The sequence below is a fragment of the Nonlabens tegetincola genome (genome assembly GCF_002954355.1).
GTDB lineage: Bacteria > Bacteroidota > Bacteroidia > Flavobacteriales > Flavobacteriaceae > Nonlabens > Nonlabens tegetincola.
This window is the reverse complement of sequence record NZ_MQVV01000010.1, coordinates 567,675-584,880: the sequence shown is the minus strand read 5'-3', so window position 1 is coordinate 584,880 and position 17,206 is coordinate 567,675. Positions and strand designations below refer to the sequence as shown.

The window sequence follows — 17,206 nt, the reverse complement described above, 5'->3', positions numbered from 1 at the left end:
AGAATTTTAATTTTGATATTTATCAACTCTATAGTGTTGATCGTCCTCACCAGTGATCATGCTTAAATAGCTTTGATATCTGCTTTCAAAAATCTCGCCGTTCTCCACTGCTTCTTTCACCGCGCATTTAGGCTCTTCAACATGCAAACAGTTATTGAATTTACAATTTTGTTTGAGGGCAAAAATCTCTTTGAAATAATCTCCTATTTCCTCTGGCTCCATATCAACAATTCCAAAGCCTTTTATCCCTGGCGTGTCGATCAAACGACCATCTAACTCTAGATCAAACATTTGGGCAAAAGTTGTCGTGTGTTGACCTTGTTTATGCTGTTCAGATATAATTTTTGTCTTAAGATCAAGCTGTGGCTCTATAGCATTTGCAGTGGAACTTTTACCTGCACCACTGTGACCGGCAAACATGCTAGTTTTACCCTTCATCAACTTCTTTAATTGATCAATATTTTTTCCTGTTTGTGCACTTATTGCCAGGCATTCATATCCTATAGATTTGTACATAAACATCAAATATCTTACTTGATCGAGCTCGGTCATTGTGGTCACTTCTTCACCTGTCTCTGGATCTATAGTTGCTTCTTGTTGATCATCACTATACGTATCTACTTTGTTAAATAGCAAAACTACCGGAATATCGTAGGCTTGTGCCGCAGCTAGAAACCTATCAATAAATGAGGTGTAAGTAGGCGGATTATTTAAGGTCACGAGTAAGAAAACTTGATCAACATTGGCAGCGATAATATGAGTTTGTTTACTCAAATTCACCGATTTTCTAATGATATAGTTTTCTCTATCATGTATATCGTGAATGATACCTACTTCTTCATCACCCTTTTGTTCAATATCAAATTCAACTATATCGCCTACCGCAACAGGATTGGTACTTTTTATTCCTTGAATTCTAAATTTACCCTTGATTCTACAGTTATAAAATTGTTGGTTTTCATGAGATTTCACCTCATACCAACTTCCTGTAGATCGATAGACCGTTCCTGTCATGTGTTTTCTTAAGTGATTTTCACAAATTTACAAGTTCACAATGTTATATCTTGTTTATAAGCTTATTTATTCTGCTTTAATCACTTTCTCTTGATGTGCAATTGATTCTTGATGTACAGCTTTGAATACCTTAAGAATGAATTCTTCACTCAAGCCTTGTTCTTCACCTAGTAAGATCATTCTTCCTAAGATCTCGTTCCACCTTTTTGATTGAAGAATTGCTACGTTACGTTCCTTTTTAAGAGCACCTATAGAGTCGGCTATTTTCATACGTCTACCCATAGTTTCAATTAAGTCTTGATCGACAACATCGATTTGAGCTCTTAATTGACTGAGTTCTTGTTTGTACACTGCTTCGTTATCGCTTGTTTTTCTTATTCTCAAATCTTTAAAGATTTGTTTTAGGGTATCTGGAGTAACTTGTTGGGCCGCATCGCTCCATGCCTTATCTGGCGTGTGATGCGTTTCAATCATCAAACCATCAAAATTCAAATCAAGCGCAGTCTGTGACACATCAAATATCATATCTCGTTTACCTGTAATATGAGAAGGGTCATTAATTAAAGGTATATCTGGAAACCTAGTTTGAAAGTCTACTGCGATTTGCCATTCTGGATTATTTCTATATTTAGATTTGTCATAGGTAGAAAATCCTCTATGAATCACTCCCAATTTATTGATACCTGCATTGTGAATACGCTCAACTGCTCCTATCCATAATGCTAAATCCGGATTGACTGGATTTTTTATAAGCACTACTTTATCTGTACCTTCTAGAGCATCGGCAATTTCTTGCACTATAAATGGACTCACTGTTGATCGGGCTCCTATCCAAAGCATATCAATATCGTGTTCTAGTGCTAGTTCCACGTGATTGCGATTAGCTACTTCGGTTGCGGTTAATAGTCCTGTTTCTTCTTTTACTCGTTGTAACCATTTAAGACCTATTGCTCCTACTCCTTCAAAATTCCCAGGTCTCGTGCGCGGCTTCCATATACCGGCGCGGTAATAGGTCACATCACTATCTTTTAATTCATGAGCAATTTTCAAAACTTGCTCTTCAGTTTCGGCACTACATGGTCCTGCAATCACTAGTGGATGCGGTAAGTTATGGCCTTCTAACCAACTTTTAAATTCTTTCTTATTCTCCATTTTTTATTCCTTCTAATATATTTTTTATTCTATTTGTCGACTCTAACTCTTTATACATGGTAGTAGTGTCGTTGTTGATTATGCTTTCGCGAAAGCGTGATAAATTTTCTACATACCTATCTAAACTAGCTATAACGTGCTCTTTGTTTTGAGAAAAAATAGCTGTCCACATAGCTGGCGAACTTTTTGCTAGTCTTACAGTACTTTCAAAACCACTACCTGCTAGATCAAAAATATCTCGTTCACTTTCCTCTTCCTGCATAACTGTTTTACCCAGCATGAAGCTGGAGATATGGGAAAGATGTGAAACATAAGCGATATGCTTATCGTGTGCTAGTGGTGTCATGTAACGCACTTTACACTTTAAAGTTTCAAAAATTTCTTTGGCTCTATTTTGTAATTTAAATTGTGTTTTCTCAATTTCACAAACAATCATTGTTTTGTCTATAAAGAGACCTTCTAAAGCCGCATCTGGACCCGAATACTCGGTTCCTGCAATAGGATGGGCTGCTAGAAATTGATGTCTGTTTTTATGATTTTCTACTGATTTACAAATGGCATTTTTTGTAGAACCCGTATCCATTACCAAGGTATTTGGCGATATACGATCTAGAATATCCTTGAGCTCATTTTCTATTGCATTTACTGGTATGGAGATTATCACCACATCCATGTTTTGCAAGTCGTTGATAGATCCTTGTTTATCAACCCAACCTAGCTCAACAGCCTTGCTTATATTCTTTGGATTAATATCAATCCCTGTACATTCTAAATTAGGCCATTTTTTCTTACAATCCCTTACTATCGAACCACCTATTAACCCGACGCCTATCACTGCTATTTTATTAATCATACGGTCATTAGTGTGCGATTCAACATTGTTTTTATTTGATCCTCGGGAACACAAAGTGAAAAACGAACATGTCCTTTACCTTCGTTACCAAAAATATCTCCAGGTGCAATAAACACTTCATATCTAGCAAGAACCTCATCCACAAAAGACAATGAATCCTTTTTACCTTGTGGCAATGCACACCATAAAAACATACCACCTTCTTTATTAATAGGCCTGCAATCTAGAGATCTAGCAAATTCTTCCATCAAAACTCTTCTGGATGCATAAGTATGATTTTGCTCTTGCAACCAATATTTCGAAGTTCTAAGCGCGGTAATTGCACCTTGTTGAATACCGTAAAACATACCGCTATCCATATTGGTTTTGACCTTTAGAACCTGATTTATTAACTCCTTACTCGCTATCATCATTCCTACTCGCCATCCTGCAATATTGAAAGATTTGCTTAATGAATTAAGCTCGATAATACCATTGGAAACACCTTCAATTTTCATTATACTCAATGGTCGTTCATATCCTATAAGACTGTATGGGTTATCATTTACAATGAGTATGTTATGTCTTTTACCAAAAGCAATCAATTTTTCAAAAACATCACGAGTAGCCCTAGCTCCTGTAGGCATGTGTGGATAGTTTACCCACATAATTTTTACCTTTGATAGATCTAATTTTTCTAATTGGTCAAATTCTGGTTGATAACCACACTCTTTTTTTAGAGTGTATGGTATTGCCTGAGCCTCACACAACTGCGCAACCGCAGAGTAAGTTGGGTAACCAGGATCAGGTACAAGAACCTGATCACCAGAATTTAAGAAAGCCAAGGAGATGTGCATAATTCCTTCCTTGCTACCCATGAGTGGTAATATTTGACCGTCGGGATTCACACACACTCCATAGTGGCTTTCATAAAATTGAGCCATAGCAGATCTTAATTCGGGAAGACCTAAATAACTCTGATATTTATTTGCATAAGGTTCTTTAACAGCCTGACTGATGGTGTTAACAACCTCTTGCGGTGGCAATAAATCTGGGCTACCAATTCCTGCATTTATAACAGGCTTGCCAGATGCTACAAGTTCTCGCACTTCTTTCAATTTTTGAGAGAAGTAGTATTCTTTGACATTATTTAATCTATTTGCTGCAACTAGCATGATAATTTTTATATTCTTATTTCACTTACTTGAGTGAAGCTTTAAAAATTTAATCTGATTGAAAAATGACCCAATAAAAAAAGTCCTGACTTAAAAGGGTCAGGACTTAGATATATTAGATTATTTCCACACGGTCCTGTTACCCTTTTGGGTAAAAGTAATATCCGTACCAGAAATGATTGTTGTTCATAATTGATGGTAAAAGTAATACAGAATTATTAAAAATCAAGTAAATATTTAAAAATGAGAAAAAATTAACCTTGATAACTAGGTGAATAAAAAATATAATGCTTTCGCGAAAGCGTAATAACGTTCTTTCTTTATCTTTACCTTATGTCAATAGAAGTAAGAAAAGTTACTAAACATTACGGTACGCAAAAAGCACTAAACCAAGTAAGTTTTACGATTAAATCAGGCGAAATAGTTGGGTTTCTAGGACCTAATGGCGCTGGTAAATCTACCATGATGCGTATAATCACCACTTATCTAAATGCGGACGATGGTGAGGTATTAGTTAACGATCATGATGTAAAGACCGCAGCGAGACAAGTTCAAAGCTCTATAGGATATTTACCTGAGCATAATCCCTTGTACCCTGATATGTATGTGCGTGAATATTTGAAATTTACCGCAGATGTTTATAAGGTAAAGAATGCCAAAGAACGAATAGACGAGGTGATCAAGGAAACAGGTTTGACCACTCATGCAGGTAAAAAAATAAAAGAGCTTTCTAAAGGATATAAGCAACGTGTAGGACTCGCTCATGCCTTGTTACATAAACCTAAGGTATTAATACTAGATGAGCCTACTACTGGTCTTGATCCTAATCAATTAGTAGAAATAAGAGAATTGATACGTAAGGTTGGTAAGACTACTACTATTCTTCTTTCTACCCATATCATGCAAGAAGTTGAAGCCATGTGTGACCGTGTAATCATCATCAATAAAGGCAATATAGTTGCCGATGATTTACTGAAAAACTTGAAAGGTGACTCAAATCAAGAAATTGAAGTGGAATTTGACTACCGCGTAGAAGTGGAGCTACTTTCTGAGATTAAAAAAGTACGAGAAGTAAAAGAACTTTCAGGATTCAAATACTTGTTAAGCTTTAACACCCATGAAGACATGCGCAGCGCAGTTTTTGATTTTGCACATGATAATGGATTAAAAATTCTATCCTTGAATAAGCTTAATCGAGATCTTGAGACTTTGTTCCATGAGCTTACAAAGAACTAGTCACAATATTTTAGATAATATTCGTGCAATTGCTGGATGCTATCACCTCGCCACTTGCGGTAATAGATATTCAAGTAATACCATTGCAATTTAAAGATACCTACATCCTTATACCGTCTAGAACTAGTAGTAAGAACTTGTGGTAAAACCGTATAACAGTTTATGGCATATAGCTTATTGATAAGATCATAGTCCTCGTAAATTGGTAAACTTGTGTCGTAACCACCAATTTTAGTGTACATCTTATTGCATATAAATTGAGACTGGTCACCACCACGAGATACTTTCCAAGAAAACCTTGTAAACCATCCCATAAGAAACAACCACCAATTGGGATTATCAAACTTCATTCTAAAACAACCCGCTTTTTGATTTCTATTTACTGCGTCAACAATTAATTGGTCAAATTTTACAGGTGGATAAGAATCTGCATGAAGGAAGTAAAGGATGGAACCTTGTGCATGCTGCGCTCCATGATGCATTTGTTTACTTCGACCCTTTTTTGAATGCAACAAGGTTACTGCTTTAAAACAATTAGTCGATAGTCGGTACTCTTCAATTAATACTGGAGTTCTATCAGTACTGCCGCCGTCTACAATCAATATTTCAAGCTGTCTAGAATCGCTTGCAGATTGTTCCAAATATTCAAGAAGTGAAATTATTCCCTTTTCTTCATTCAATACTGGAACAATTATACTTATCATTATATACTATTGTTTATTAAGCTTCCAATTGTAATCCTTATAATCTATGGAAGCATTTTTATTAATCTTTACCGTACTGTATTTGTTGAGGTAATCAATCAGACCTAACTCTTTTGAAGTAAAATCATCTTTATACCATTTAAAAATTTTACTTAAAGAGACCTTATCTCTTGAAATGTCATTTTTTGATGAGTTAATAAATTCACGAGCTCCTTTTTCCATCAATTCTTCCAAATTATCTTTAGTAAAAGCGCGATTTTGTAATTTGGGACAAGAATAACTAGCGCAGTTTATGGCAAAATGCACCCTTGGATCGCCCATTTTTAAAAGTATACCTTTTTCAATATCATTAAGTGAATACTTTTCCCCTTTAATCGAGATATATTCCTTATTCCACACTGAATTAAAAGTGCCTCCTATATCCTTAATACTTTCCGGCATATTATTTTCCAAAATCAGTTGTACTGCTGCCGCATTATATAAATTGATATAGTAAGCCAAGGTGCTCTTTTTATCCCAACTTGAACTAGGTTTGTGGTTGCCTAGATAAACTAAATATTCGTCTAGTTTAATCTTATCCTTTTTCCAACCCTTATAATCTACAAATCCTTCTTGATTCACATAGGTGCGTAACAAGTTATCAAATATCGAATGATCTACAGGTGAAACCGATTGACGAGAATCAAATTCTTGTACTAAAAGGTCATTACTCACATTACAAGTACCTAAAAGAAAAAACAAGTGTATTAATATATATTTCATGACTTCAAATTTTTAACGCAAGTAATGAAAATGAGTTCACAATAATGTCACAAACCTTTTTTTGACTTTACAACGATTCAATTAAGCTCTTGAAAAGCTCTACCATTTTAGGCTCCGCTTTTCCTGCCACTTCTATAATTTCTGGAACATTGATTGGCTGTAGGTTATCTGGATCGCATTCATCTGTAAGAACAGATACTGCAACAACAGGTAGTCCTAAATGATTTGCAACGATAACTTCTGGGACCGTACTCATTCCTACGGCATCGGCACCTAGAATTTTGAGCATACGATATTCTGCTCTAGTTTCTAATTGTGGTCCGACCACACTGGCATAAACACCAGTATGTAAAGTTATTTTCTTACTACTAGCGATATCTTTAATCTTAGCGCACATCTGTTTATCATAGGGTGCACTCATATCTACAAATCGCTCACCAAACTCTCCTACATTTTTAAATGCCAATGGGCTGCCACCTTGTAAATTGATATGATCATCAATTAACATCATGTCACCCTTTTTCATATTAAGATTTACAGCACCGGCAGCATTTGATATCAGTAAGTTTTTAATTCCTAGCTCATTCATTACTCTTATTGGATAGGTGATATCCATAAAATCATAACCTTCATACAAATGAAAACGTCCTTGCATAACAACGACTTTTTTTCCTCCCATTGTACCGTATATCAGTTTTCCTGTATGAAACTCAACAGTAGCTAAAGGAAATGACGGTATGTTATTATAATGAGCAACAACGGGTTGTTCAATTTTATCAACTAATTGACCTAGACCAGTTCCTAACACAATTCCTACTTCAGGCTTGTCAAATCCTAGTTCTTCTAGATACTTAACTGAATTTTCTAATTGTTTCTTACTTAACATCTATATTTTTTAAAAATGGTTGAAATGCTTGAACATCTTTTATATCCTCGTAATAATCGACATCATTACGCGGTTCTAAGGTAGCATAATTTAATTTCTTAAGATCTCTGATGGTGTCTTCATAAACTGTACCAGTTCCCCATTGCTTGTCTTCAAAAATTCCTTTTGGGATATTTTTATTAAAACCCAATAAGTAATATCCACCATCAGTGGCTGGTCCTATTACAGCATCATGAGTATTAAGCGTTTCAAAGGCTAGATTAAGGTCTTGAGAAGACAGATCGTACAAATCACTGCCTATAATCACAACTCGATCGTACTCTTTGAGAGCCTTTTCAAAAGCTGCACTCATCTTTATTCCCAAATCACCCTTTACCTGTACATGCTTTTTAAACACATCATCAGGCCAAATGTCGTTTTCATGAATTTTTTCAGAATACCAGACTTGTTTGACCACTTTCAATGGTTCTGTAATAGTTTTGGTATGGTTGAGTAAAAACTTATAAACTTCTAGAGTAGCTTGATCTCCAATTGTAGCTGCTAGTCTACGTTTACCTTTACCCAATTCTGGATTACGAGTAAAAATAAGTAATGCTGCATTTTGTTCCTTCATCACTACAAGTATAAAGTAATACCGCAATTAAGTATAAAAAACTTTGCTAAAACTAAAGTTCGATCATATTAAGCTCTTGCTCATAATCGAATTGTAAATCTTCATGAAGTGTAGAAATACGCACCTTAATTAAGGTTATTTGCCTAGCCACTAAATCTCTTATCACTTTTGAATTAAAAACTTTAGGAACATTCTCTCTAAGTGCGTATACAAAATGGATCAGTAATTGAACCTCGGTTTCTTTATTTCCAGAATATCTAATGAATTTTTTTACTTCTTTGAGTAGCTTGCGTATGTTCTTTTTACCGTAATAAAGATTTGACGTGTTTACTTCTAGTACCTTTTCATCAATATACGCTTTAATCCTGTCAACGTATCCCTGCTCGTAGTCTGCTTCAAAAAGAATGTAGGTAAGTAGCTCTTTATTTTCTTTTTTAAATCTGGCAAGGCGTTGAATGACTTGTCTCAAATCATCCTCAGACCTGGATTTGAGCTCATCCCTTATTTCTTTGGCACTTGCTGCTTTCATATTTCTAATTGCTAGATGGTGATTACGCTTTCGCGAAAGCGTAATAATAACACTTCAATTATATCCCGATAATAGCTTTGGCAATCATAAAATAGATTAATATTCCAAAAATATCGTTACTAGTGGTTATAAATGGTCCTGTTGCTATTGCTGGGTCAATTCCTTTTTTGTGTAAGGCTAGCGGTACAAATGTCCCTACTAAACCAGCGACTATTATCACTGAAAATAAAGATACTGAAATTGCGATACAGGTTAAAATACTTTGCTGTGTAGCTATGGTATAAGCTAATAACAAAATAGCCAAAATAAAACCATTAAGCATTGCTAGAAGCACTTCTTTAATCAAACGGTTACCAATACTTCCTTTTAAATCGTCATTTGCGATACCTTGTACGATAATCGCGCTAGATTGAACACCTACATTACCAGCCATGGCGGCTATAAGCGGTGTAAAAAAGTAGAGTACTGCATTATTTTCCAGATCTGCCTCAAAACCTTCCATGATTGCAGCGGCTCCTATTCCACCCATTAGTCCTAGTACTAACCATGGTAATCGTGCTTTGGTCAAATCCCAAATACTATCGTTTGCCTCTACATCTTGTGATATACCACTGGCTAGCTGGTAATCCTTTTCAGCCTCTTCTGTAATAAAGTCTACAATATCGTCAATGGTAATACGACCTACTAAACGGTTAAGTTCATCAACCACCGGTATAGCTTCTAGATCATATTTACGCATTAATCGTGCGACCTCTTCACCTGTTGTGTGTACATTGACAAAATCAACTTTTGGTATATACACATCTTTTATAGGGGCATTATCTGGTGCGGTAATCAAATCTTTAAGAGATAATCTTCCCTTTAATTTATTGGCATTATCGACAACATAAATACTATGAACTCTAGTAACATTCTCACCTTGTGCACGCATTTCACTTAAACAGCCAGTCACGCTCCAGTTTTCATTAACCTTAATGAGCTCCTTTGCCATAAGTCCACCTGCACTATTTTCATCGTAGCGCAGTAACTCTACGATATCCTCAGCATGTTGTTCATCCTCGATCTCATTGATAACCTCTTGTGCTACTTCTTCAGAAAGCTCGCTAAGAATATCTGCAGCGTCATCGGTATCCATTTCTTCAAGCTCACCGGCGATTTCTTTAGGTGAAAGGGCATTGATGATGCGCTCTCGTTGGTCCTCATCGAGTTCCATAAGAGCCTCAGAAGTTTTCTCAGAGTCAAGAAGTTTTATGATAAATACGGCCTCATCTAGATTGAGTTCGTCAATAATCTCTGCCACATCGGCAAAGTGCAACTCACTTAACAGCGCACGCAACTCATCTTTATGGTCTTGTTCGATGAGTGAACGTATCTTATCCAAAAACTCAGTGCTAATTGTAAATTGCATAATAATGAGGCTTATAATGCAAATATACCTTAATGAGATTGAGGATTACAAGACCCTTTTACTTGTTGTTTGACAATTGCTCAATCTTTGTAGCCAGTTCTATGAATTGTTGAACAGAAATTTGCTCTGGTCTAAGACTAAAAATTTCTTGTTCACGAATTTCATCAGGTAATTGCAATGATTTTAATGTATTACGCAATGTTTTACGGCGTTGTTGAAAAGCGAGTTTTACCACTCTTCTTAAGGTGCTATAAGAGCATGGCAAACGATCATAATCATCTTTACGTGTCAAGATTAAAACACCACTTTGAACTTTTGGTGGTGGATTAAATACCTCACTACCTACGGTAAATAAATACTGCGCATGATAATAGGCTTGCGATAATACGGATAAAATACCATATGTTTTAGAGCCGTGTTGAGCACACACACGTTCTGCTACTTCCTTTTGAAACATCCCACCAAATTCTATGACTTGATCTCGATTTTCAATAGCTTTAAAAACAATTTGAGTACTTATGTTGTAAGGAAAATTACCAACGATAGCAAAGGGCTTATTACCATAAATTTCATTCAAATCCTTTTTTAAGAAATCGGCCTCAATTACAGCAAAGTTATCTTCATTGACAACTTTGGGATGTTCTAGTCTAAAACTATGTTTAAGATAAACTACAGACTCACTATCCAATTCTAAGGCTGTTACCTTAATACCCTTTCTTATAACATGTTTGGTAAGTACACCTGTTCCAGGACCAATTTCGAGCACCTCATCATATCCATTGTAGCTCAAGACATCAGCTATTCTTATAGCCACTGTTTCATCTTTAAGAAAGTGTTGTCCTAGATGCTTTTTAGCTGTTACCCCTTTATCGATAGCTTTGTTTTTCTTTGTCTTTTTGTAACCCAATTTTTTTTATTCTTGATAATTTAGAAGGAGAGCAAAGGTCGTCTATTTTGAACTACGATAACTTATTATTGTAGTTGCTATCTTATTTTTCAGCTCCTTTATGTCATATGGCTTTATGATTATATCATTCATCCCAGAGGAATAAATACGCTCACGAGCTTCTTCAATTTCAACAGCTGTCAAAGCTATTATAGGCACGTCACTAATTTTTCTAATATTTTGGGTTGCTGTTATACCATCCATAACAGGCATATTAACATCCATTAAAATTAGGTCTACAGGATTGTTTTTATAAAAATCAATTGCCAAAGCTCCATTTTCAACTACAGAACATTGTACACCAACCTTTTCTAGAATTTTCCTAGTTACCATTTGATTGATTTTATTGTCCTCGGCAACTAGGATATTAAGTCCTTTCAATACATTTTCAAGCACGATAGGTGTTGTGCTTCCTTCATGAATGCTTGAAGTAGCAATTTCAAAATCAAGAGAAAAGTAAAATGTAGACCCTTTTCCTTCAACACTGTTTAATTTGATTTCACTACCTGAAAGATCTAGCAAACGCTTCACTATAGGTAATCCTAAACCAGTACCTTGATAAAGATTACTATGAGCATCACCTTGTTTAAACTCTTCAAAAATTTCTTGTTGCCTTTCTTTTGATATACCTGTACCGCTATCTTTAACTTTAAAAGTTATGTGAGCTACTCCATTATTTCTCATTGATTCTAACTCAACAACAATACTTCCATTTTCAGTAAACTTATTAGCATTTCCCAGTAGGTTCATTAATATTTGGGATAATCGTGTAGGGTTACCTTTTACTCGATGAGGTAGGTTGTCAGGTATGATAGAATTTAGAGTGTTGTTATTTTGTCGTTTTAAGTATTCAAAGGTTTTAATAATCTTCTCTACCAAATCACGGATTGAAAAGACCGTTTCTTCATCTTCAATTTTATTATGGTCTATTCTATTAATTTCTAGAACGTTGTTCACCAAAGCTAGGAGATAATCAGCAGAAAACTTTAAAGACTCTAAATCACTAGAGAGCGATGCATCTTTATTATTTTCAGACAGAATCGAACTTAAACCTATTACTCCGTAAAGCGGTGTACGTAATTCATGACTCACAGTTGAGAAAAAGTTATTTTTAACTTCAGCTAGATCTTCTGCCTTTTTCTTTTCGATTAGATAGGCGTGGTTTTTCTTTCTAAGCTGTTTAATTATTCTTTTACGCTTATAAAAATTACTTGCTAGAATTAAAATTATCAAAAGAGCAACCGCTACAAGACCGAAAAGAACATAGTTAAGTATGGTTCTATTTTTTATTTGTTCTTCCTGCAGTTGTTTTTGTAATCGAGTTTTATCTAGTTCACGCTGGTATTCCTCTACCTTATATTTTTGCGCCAGCTTTGCTGTTTCTTGTTCTATGAAATTAGTCTGATTTGTTTTTAATGTTTCAATATACTGATCTTGAATAATGGCAGCCTGTTGAAGTTTATTATTTTCTAATAAACAAACAGAATAAGATTGAAGGAGCATTTCCTTTTCAGATGAATTGTTTTGCCCTTCTGTTATCTTAATACCTTCCAGAAAGTATTTTTCTGCTTCACTAGTCTTTCCATTTTTACAGTAATGAATACCAATAAAATTTTTAACTAATGCTTTATAGTCATCAGAAACACCTTCAGGGAAAATCTCTTTATCCTCAAATTGCAATACGATCTTGCTAAAATCATCCCATCGTTCAACATCAATCAAGTAATCCGCGTAGTTATACATAGCATATTCCAAGCCATTTATATCACCTATGCGTTCATAAATTTCAATAGCTTGTTTATAATAATCTTCGGCCATTTCTAATGTTTTCATTTGTAGAGAATAAACATTAGCTAGATCCACATAGGAATCGGCAGTAGCACCATCGTTATTTAACTGTTTAGAATATTGAGCCGACTTTTTGAAATTTTCGGTAGCACGCACAGTATCTCTTAATTGCAAGTAATCAAACCCTAGATAATTATAGCTACGGCTTATAGCATCTAGATCTTTTGCATGCAACGCATGTCGTAAGGCATATTGATTGAGTTCAAAAGACTTTTTATATTGACCCGTTTTAAAATAATCGGTAGACTTACTTAAAATAGAATCTAATTGATAAGGGGTATAGGTCGTCTTAACCTCATAAATGCTATCAAGCTCTTGACTATTACAAAGAACACACGATAACACACCGATTAAAAGGCTTAAAATAGCACGAGATATTTTAACTTGTTCTAGCAAAATGGCATGGCTGTTTAAAGTAGTCAAAAGATAAGAAAATAAAATTACACACGAATGATAATTCCTACTTAGAATTTTACAGCAAACTGTCTACTTTTTTATAATTAGATTTTATTTTTGACCAAATCCCCAAAAATAATTATGAACGATTTTATACTATATGTTACAGAAGGTTTTGAACATGTTCTAGATCTACGCGCTTATGATCATATTTTATTCATAACCTTGTTAGCAGTTCCTTATTTATTCAATAGCTGGAAAAAATTACTCTGGTTGGTAACCGCATTTACAATAGGACACACTCTATCTCTATTCCTAGTAGCATATGGCGGCGTGAGTGTAAAATCTGCCTATATAGAATTTCTTATTCCAGTTACCATCGCTATCGCAGCTTTATACAACATCTTTACCACTGGTAAAAGACATAGAGACCAGGCACATTGGGTTACCATAATAATTACTTTATTTTTTGGATTAGTACATGGTTTTGGTTTTGCAGGTGAATACAAAATGCTAGCAGCTGGAGCAGACAATGATTTTCTCATGTTATTAGAGTTTGCTCTAGGAATTGAGCTAGCTCAATTAGTGATAGTGCTTATCGTATTGATTTTAAACTTTATATTTACTGGTTTATTTAGGTTTAGTAAAAAGGATTGGGTGCAAATTATAAGCGCCATTATTTTCGGTATTGTAATCCCGATGCTTATTGAAAGATGGATGTGGTAAGCCGATCATGTTTTTTTTTTGCAATAAGCCTTAACATTTTACCGCTTTCGCGAAAGCGTAAACCTATAAACAAAGCCTGCCTAACCAAGTTTGCATGAATAATACTAACAAACAGCACAAATACGACGTTGCTTATTTGAAAATGGCACAGGAATGGGCCAAATTATCCTATTGCAAAAGACGACAAGTAGGAGCTCTTATAGTGAAAGATCGCATGATCATAAGCGACGGATATAATGGAACGCCTAGTGGTTTTGAGAATTTTTGTGAGGATGAAGAAGGATATACAAAATGGTATGTGTTACATGCAGAGGCTAACGCTATTTTAAAAGTAGCAGCATCAACACAAAGTTGTCAAGGTGCAACACTTTATATTACCATGTCACCTTGTAAAGATTGCAGCAAGCTAATTCATCAAAGTGGTATAAAACGTGTAGTGTTTATAGAAGCTTATAAAGATCAAAGCGGAGTAAAATTTTTGGAGCGTGCTGGCGTTACAGTAGAACGAATCACTGAATTAACTTGATGAAAAAAACGTACTTGTACTTACCCATTTTCCTAGGAGTGTTTTTTGCTGCTGGAATTTTATTAGGGCATTATATTAATGATGTTACTAATGGCAGGTATCTAGCAAGTAACAATTCATCCAGGCAAAAATTAAATCGATTAATTGATTTAATAGAAAATAAGTATGTGGACGATATCGATACAGATAGCATTGTTGATGCTACGGTACTGGGTATCATGCAAAATCTAGATCCACATTCAGTTTATATACCTAGTGACCGTGCAGAGGCTGTACACAACGATATGAGAGGTGATTTTGTAGGGATTGGAATCAAATTTTTTGTGAACAACGACACGATATCTGTAACTCAAGTCTTTAAAGATGGACCTAGTGACGAGGCTGGAATACGTAGCGGTGATAAAATTCTTACCGCCGATGGACGCAAATTATATGGAGAAAATGGTACAGATTCCAGTATTCTTAAGGGAAAGACGGTACAAGGATAACACTAGGAGTATTGCGACCAGGAGATCAGGAATTACTTCAAATTCCAGTGACTAGAGGTAAAGTTGCGCTACGTAGTGTAGATGCCGCTTATATGTTAAGCTCAGATTTAGGCTATATTAAAGTCAACCGTTTTGCTGAAAATACAATAGAGGAATTTGATCAAGCTATCGAAACAGTAAAAAAAGCTGGTGCAACATCCTTAGTTTTAGATTTAAGAGACAATCCTGGAGGAATTCTTACTGCGGCGACTCACATAGCCGATGAGTTTTTACAAGAAGATAAACTCATTTTGTTTCAAAAAGATCGCAATAATAAACGAATTGACAGCTATGCCACTGACGATGGTGATTTTGAAGATAGAGAGGTCTACATCCTTATTAATGAAAATAGCGCTAGCGCAAGTGAAATTGTTGCAGGTGCCTTACAAGATAATGATATTGGTATTATTGTAGGTCGTAGAAGTTTTGGTAAAGGTCTAGTACAACAGGAAATGAAGTTAGGTGACGGCAGTTCTGTACGGTTAACAGTGGCTCGTTATTATACTCCTACTGGACGTAGTATTCAACGACCTTATGATATGGGGAAAGAAGCTTATTTTAATGAATACATTAATAGATACCAAAACGGTGAGTTAATCGATGAATCAAATATTGAAGTGAACGATTCATTGAAAAGAATTACTCCAGGCGGCAAAGTCGTTTATGGTGGTGGCGGTATTGTTCCAGACGTTTTTGTTCCTAGTCCAGACGGATACATTCTTCAAACCTTAGATTATTTTGCTAGAACTGGTTTTGCCGATCGTTTTACAAATATGTACTTACAAGAAGACGGCGCCTATTTGTTCAACCTATCCAAACAAGAGTTTTTGGAAGAGTATGAAGTTCCTGAACCTGTCATGGAGAATTTCATACAGTTTGCTCAACTTTATAATACCAGTATAAAATTACCTGGATATAGGAATGAAATTTCTTTGATCATAAAAAGCTCTATTGCCGAACAGCTTTTTGGAACTCAGCTTAAGGTAAAACTGATTAATCAGGAAGATAATATGATTAAAAAGGTTTTACAATTACACGCAAAGTCAAATTAGGCCTTACTTTTTTCTTTAATTTTAAGAGAAGTAAGCATTATCCACATAAGTACTACTACACATAAAGCTGCGATAATACTTATTACGGCAATTTGACTATCTCCATTAAATGGCTGGTTAAAATCTAGTTTAAACACATTAAATAAAGCGCTTGCACCAGCAATGATCATCATTATTTTACAGAATAGCTTCATGATATTTTAAATAAATAGTTCTTTTATATTGGTCGCAAAAAGCTTCACAGCTATCGCTAATAATATAACTCCAAAAATTTTACGTACTACGTTGATACCTTGTTTTCCTATAACCTTTTCAATTCTTCCAGAATTCTTCAGCACTAGATAAACAAAAGCAATATTCAATACAATTGCTACGATAATATTAATCCCACTGTATTCCGATCTCAAAGACAGAACAGATGTTAAAGTACCAGCACCGGCAATGAGAGGAAAGGCTATAGGAATAATTGCTGCTGTTTCAGGAGCATCATCTTTATACAGCTGTATTCCTAATATCATCTCTAATGCAATAAAGAAAATAATGAAAGCACCTGCAACAGCAAATGAATTTACATCAATTCCAATAAGGTTAAGCATGCTCTCTCCTACAAACATAAAAACGATCATTAAGATACCAGCTACTATACTCGCCTTTTCACTTTGAACATGTCCCACCTTGCGACGCAAATCAACAATAATCGGTATACTACCAATTATATCTATTACAGCAAATAAAATCATTGCTGCAGTAAACGTCTCTTTAAAATCAAAAGCTGTTAAAAATTCCATCTCGATTTATTCAAATTTTTTGCAAAAGTACTGTTATTTAAAAGTTGGGCAACCACAATTCCTGTTTAAATAATTCTTAATAAACA

General features: G+C 35.1%; 19 protein-coding genes. 5 read left to right on the top strand and 14 right to left on the bottom strand.

The features are described 5' to 3' along the window. Positions 1 to 6 precede the first annotated feature (6 nt). The 4 genes from rsgA to BST93_RS03130 form a co-directional block, all read right to left on the bottom strand. Positions 7 to 1,014 carry a ribosome small subunit-dependent GTPase A gene (rsgA, locus tag BST93_RS03145; RefSeq protein ID WP_060523745.1) on the bottom strand — a complete coding sequence of 336 codons (1,008 nt, stop codon included), beginning with the start codon at positions 1,012 to 1,014 and terminating at the stop codon, positions 7 to 9. A gap of 66 nt (positions 1,015 to 1,080) precedes the next feature. After that, entirely contained in the window at positions 1,081 to 2,166 is a 1,086-nt protein-coding gene (locus tag BST93_RS03140) for a bifunctional 3-deoxy-7-phosphoheptulonate synthase/chorismate mutase type II (RefSeq protein ID WP_105018040.1), read from the bottom strand. Then, positions 2,156 to 3,019, bottom strand: coding sequence for a prephenate dehydrogenase (locus tag BST93_RS03135; RefSeq protein WP_181072532.1), 864 nt, complete (start codon positions 3,017 to 3,019; stop codon positions 2,156 to 2,158). The genes BST93_RS03140 and BST93_RS03135 overlap by 11 nt, the downstream gene beginning before the upstream one ends. Next, positions 3,016 to 4,173 carry a pyridoxal phosphate-dependent aminotransferase gene (locus BST93_RS03130; protein WP_105018039.1) on the bottom strand — a complete coding sequence of 386 codons (1,158 nt, stop codon included), beginning with the start codon at positions 4,171 to 4,173 and terminating at the stop codon, positions 3,016 to 3,018. Before BST93_RS03130 ends, BST93_RS03135 begins: the two co-directional genes overlap by 4 nt. 333 nt (positions 4,174 to 4,506) lie before the next feature. Here BST93_RS03130 and gldA point away from each other — a divergent pair, with 333 nt between their 5' ends. Beyond that, on the top strand, positions 4,507 to 5,409 hold the full coding sequence (gldA, locus tag BST93_RS03125; RefSeq protein ID WP_105018038.1) for a gliding motility-associated ABC transporter ATP-binding subunit GldA: 903 nt from the start codon (positions 4,507 to 4,509) through the stop codon (positions 5,407 to 5,409). Here the strand turns inward: gldA and BST93_RS03120 are convergent. From BST93_RS03120 to BST93_RS03085, 8 genes are all read right to left on the bottom strand, one after another. Then, positions 5,406 to 6,113, bottom strand: a complete 708-nt coding sequence (locus BST93_RS03120) for a TIGR04283 family arsenosugar biosynthesis glycosyltransferase (protein WP_105018037.1) — start codon at positions 6,111 to 6,113, stop codon at positions 5,406 to 5,408. The genes gldA and BST93_RS03120 overlap by 4 nt on opposite strands. 6 nt (positions 6,114 to 6,119) lie before the next feature. Next, positions 6,120 to 6,875 carry a DUF547 domain-containing protein gene (locus BST93_RS03115; RefSeq protein ID WP_105018036.1) on the bottom strand — a complete coding sequence of 252 codons (756 nt, stop codon included), beginning with the start codon at positions 6,873 to 6,875 and terminating at the stop codon, positions 6,120 to 6,122. Between the two features lie 67 nt (positions 6,876 to 6,942). Next, positions 6,943 to 7,761: a purine-nucleoside phosphorylase gene (locus BST93_RS03110; protein ID WP_105018035.1), complete on the bottom strand. Its 819-nt coding sequence runs from the start codon at positions 7,759 to 7,761 to the stop codon at positions 6,943 to 6,945. Further along, complete coding sequence (locus BST93_RS03105) at positions 7,751 to 8,374, bottom strand: TIGR04282 family arsenosugar biosynthesis glycosyltransferase (protein WP_105018034.1); 624 nt, start codon at positions 8,372 to 8,374, stop codon at positions 7,751 to 7,753. The genes BST93_RS03110 and BST93_RS03105 overlap by 11 nt, the downstream gene beginning before the upstream one ends. Before the next feature lie 52 nt (positions 8,375 to 8,426). Beyond that, on the bottom strand, positions 8,427 to 8,903 hold the full coding sequence (locus BST93_RS03100; protein ID WP_060523730.1) for a hypothetical protein: 477 nt from the start codon (positions 8,901 to 8,903) through the stop codon (positions 8,427 to 8,429). A 58-nt stretch (positions 8,904 to 8,961) separates the two neighbouring features. Beyond that, positions 8,962 to 10,311, bottom strand: a complete 1,350-nt coding sequence (gene mgtE, locus BST93_RS03095; RefSeq protein WP_060523728.1) for a magnesium transporter — start codon at positions 10,309 to 10,311, stop codon at positions 8,962 to 8,964. A gap of 58 nt (positions 10,312 to 10,369) precedes the next feature. After that, positions 10,370 to 11,218 (bottom strand): 16S rRNA (adenine(1518)-N(6)/adenine(1519)-N(6))-dimethyltransferase RsmA, encoded by an 849-nt coding sequence (gene rsmA / locus BST93_RS03090; protein ID WP_105018033.1) that lies wholly within the window; start codon positions 11,216 to 11,218, stop codon positions 10,370 to 10,372. A 42-nt stretch (positions 11,219 to 11,260) separates the two neighbouring features. After that, complete coding sequence (locus tag BST93_RS03085; RefSeq protein ID WP_146104970.1) at positions 11,261 to 13,501, bottom strand: response regulator; 2,241 nt, start codon at positions 13,499 to 13,501, stop codon at positions 11,261 to 11,263. Between the two features lie 141 nt (positions 13,502 to 13,642). On the opposite strand from BST93_RS03085, the gene BST93_RS03080 reads away from it, so the two are divergent. The 4 genes from BST93_RS03080 (at position 13,643) to BST93_RS03070 (ending at position 16,332) form a co-directional block, all read left to right on the top strand. Next, positions 13,643 to 14,227 (top strand): HupE/UreJ family protein, encoded by a 585-nt coding sequence (locus BST93_RS03080; RefSeq protein ID WP_105018031.1) that lies wholly within the window; start codon positions 13,643 to 13,645, stop codon positions 14,225 to 14,227. 94 nt (positions 14,228 to 14,321) lie between these two features. Beyond that, entirely contained in the window at positions 14,322 to 14,753 is a 432-nt protein-coding gene (locus BST93_RS03075) for a deoxycytidylate deaminase (protein ID WP_042279552.1), read from the top strand. Beyond that, positions 14,753 to 15,241, top strand: a complete 489-nt coding sequence (locus BST93_RS14610) for a S41 family peptidase (RefSeq protein WP_308736851.1) — start codon at positions 14,753 to 14,755, stop codon at positions 15,239 to 15,241. Before BST93_RS03075 ends, BST93_RS14610 begins: the two co-directional genes overlap by 1 nt. An 11-nt stretch (positions 15,242 to 15,252) precedes the next feature. After that, entirely contained in the window at positions 15,253 to 16,332 is a 1,080-nt protein-coding gene (locus tag BST93_RS03070; RefSeq protein ID WP_308736850.1) for a S41 family peptidase, read from the top strand. Here BST93_RS03070 and BST93_RS03065 read toward each other — a convergent pair. Next, a complete protein-coding gene (locus BST93_RS03065) occupies positions 16,329 to 16,526 on the bottom strand; it encodes a hypothetical protein (RefSeq protein ID WP_060523720.1) in 198 nt (65 codons plus the stop codon). The genes BST93_RS03070 and BST93_RS03065 overlap by 4 nt on opposite strands. A gap of 6 nt (positions 16,527 to 16,532) precedes the next feature. After that, entirely contained in the window at positions 16,533 to 17,120 is a 588-nt protein-coding gene (locus BST93_RS03060) for a MarC family protein (RefSeq protein ID WP_042279549.1), read from the bottom strand. Positions 17,121 to 17,206 lie beyond the last annotated feature (86 nt).

Excerpts from the sequence above, each read along its gene's own strand:
- BST93_RS03110 (WP_105018035.1), bottom strand. The coding sequence starts at position 7,761 with ATGTTAAGTAAGAAACAATTAGAAAATTCAGTTAAGTATCTAGAAGAA.
- mgtE (WP_060523728.1), bottom strand. The coding sequence starts at position 10,311 with ATGCAATTTACAATTAGCACTGAGTTTTTGGATAAGATACGTTCACTC.
- BST93_RS03115 (WP_105018036.1), bottom strand. The coding sequence starts at position 6,875 with ATGAAATATATATTAATACACTTGTTTTTTCTTTTAGGTACTTGTAAT.
- BST93_RS03065 (WP_060523720.1), bottom strand. The coding sequence starts at position 16,526 with ATGAAGCTATTCTGTAAAATAATGATGATCATTGCTGGTGCAAGCGCT.
- BST93_RS03135 (WP_181072532.1), bottom strand. The coding sequence starts at position 3,019 with ATGATTAATAAAATAGCAGTGATAGGCGTCGGGTTAATAGGTGGTTCG.
- BST93_RS03100 (WP_060523730.1), bottom strand. The coding sequence starts at position 8,903 with ATGAAAGCAGCAAGTGCCAAAGAAATAAGGGATGAGCTCAAATCCAGG.
- BST93_RS14610 (WP_308736851.1), top strand. The coding sequence starts at position 14,753 with ATGAAAAAAACGTACTTGTACTTACCCATTTTCCTAGGAGTGTTTTTT.
- BST93_RS03120 (WP_105018037.1), bottom strand. The coding sequence starts at position 6,113 with ATGATAAGTATAATTGTTCCAGTATTGAATGAAGAAAAGGGAATAATT.
- BST93_RS03130 (WP_105018039.1), bottom strand. The coding sequence starts at position 4,173 with ATGCTAGTTGCAGCAAATAGATTAAATAATGTCAAAGAATACTACTTC.
- BST93_RS03080 (WP_105018031.1), top strand. The coding sequence starts at position 13,643 with ATGAACGATTTTATACTATATGTTACAGAAGGTTTTGAACATGTTCTA.
- rsgA (WP_060523745.1), bottom strand. The coding sequence starts at position 1,014 with ATGACAGGAACGGTCTATCGATCTACAGGAAGTTGGTATGAGGTGAAA.
- BST93_RS03075 (WP_042279552.1), top strand. The coding sequence starts at position 14,322 with ATGAATAATACTAACAAACAGCACAAATACGACGTTGCTTATTTGAAA.
- gldA (WP_105018038.1), top strand. The coding sequence starts at position 4,507 with ATGTCAATAGAAGTAAGAAAAGTTACTAAACATTACGGTACGCAAAAA.
- BST93_RS03105 (WP_105018034.1), bottom strand. The coding sequence starts at position 8,374 with ATGAAGGAACAAAATGCAGCATTACTTATTTTTACTCGTAATCCAGAA.
- BST93_RS03140 (WP_105018040.1), bottom strand. The coding sequence starts at position 2,166 with ATGGAGAATAAGAAAGAATTTAAAAGTTGGTTAGAAGGCCATAACTTA.
- BST93_RS03060 (WP_042279549.1), bottom strand. The coding sequence starts at position 17,120 with ATGGAATTTTTAACAGCTTTTGATTTTAAAGAGACGTTTACTGCAGCA.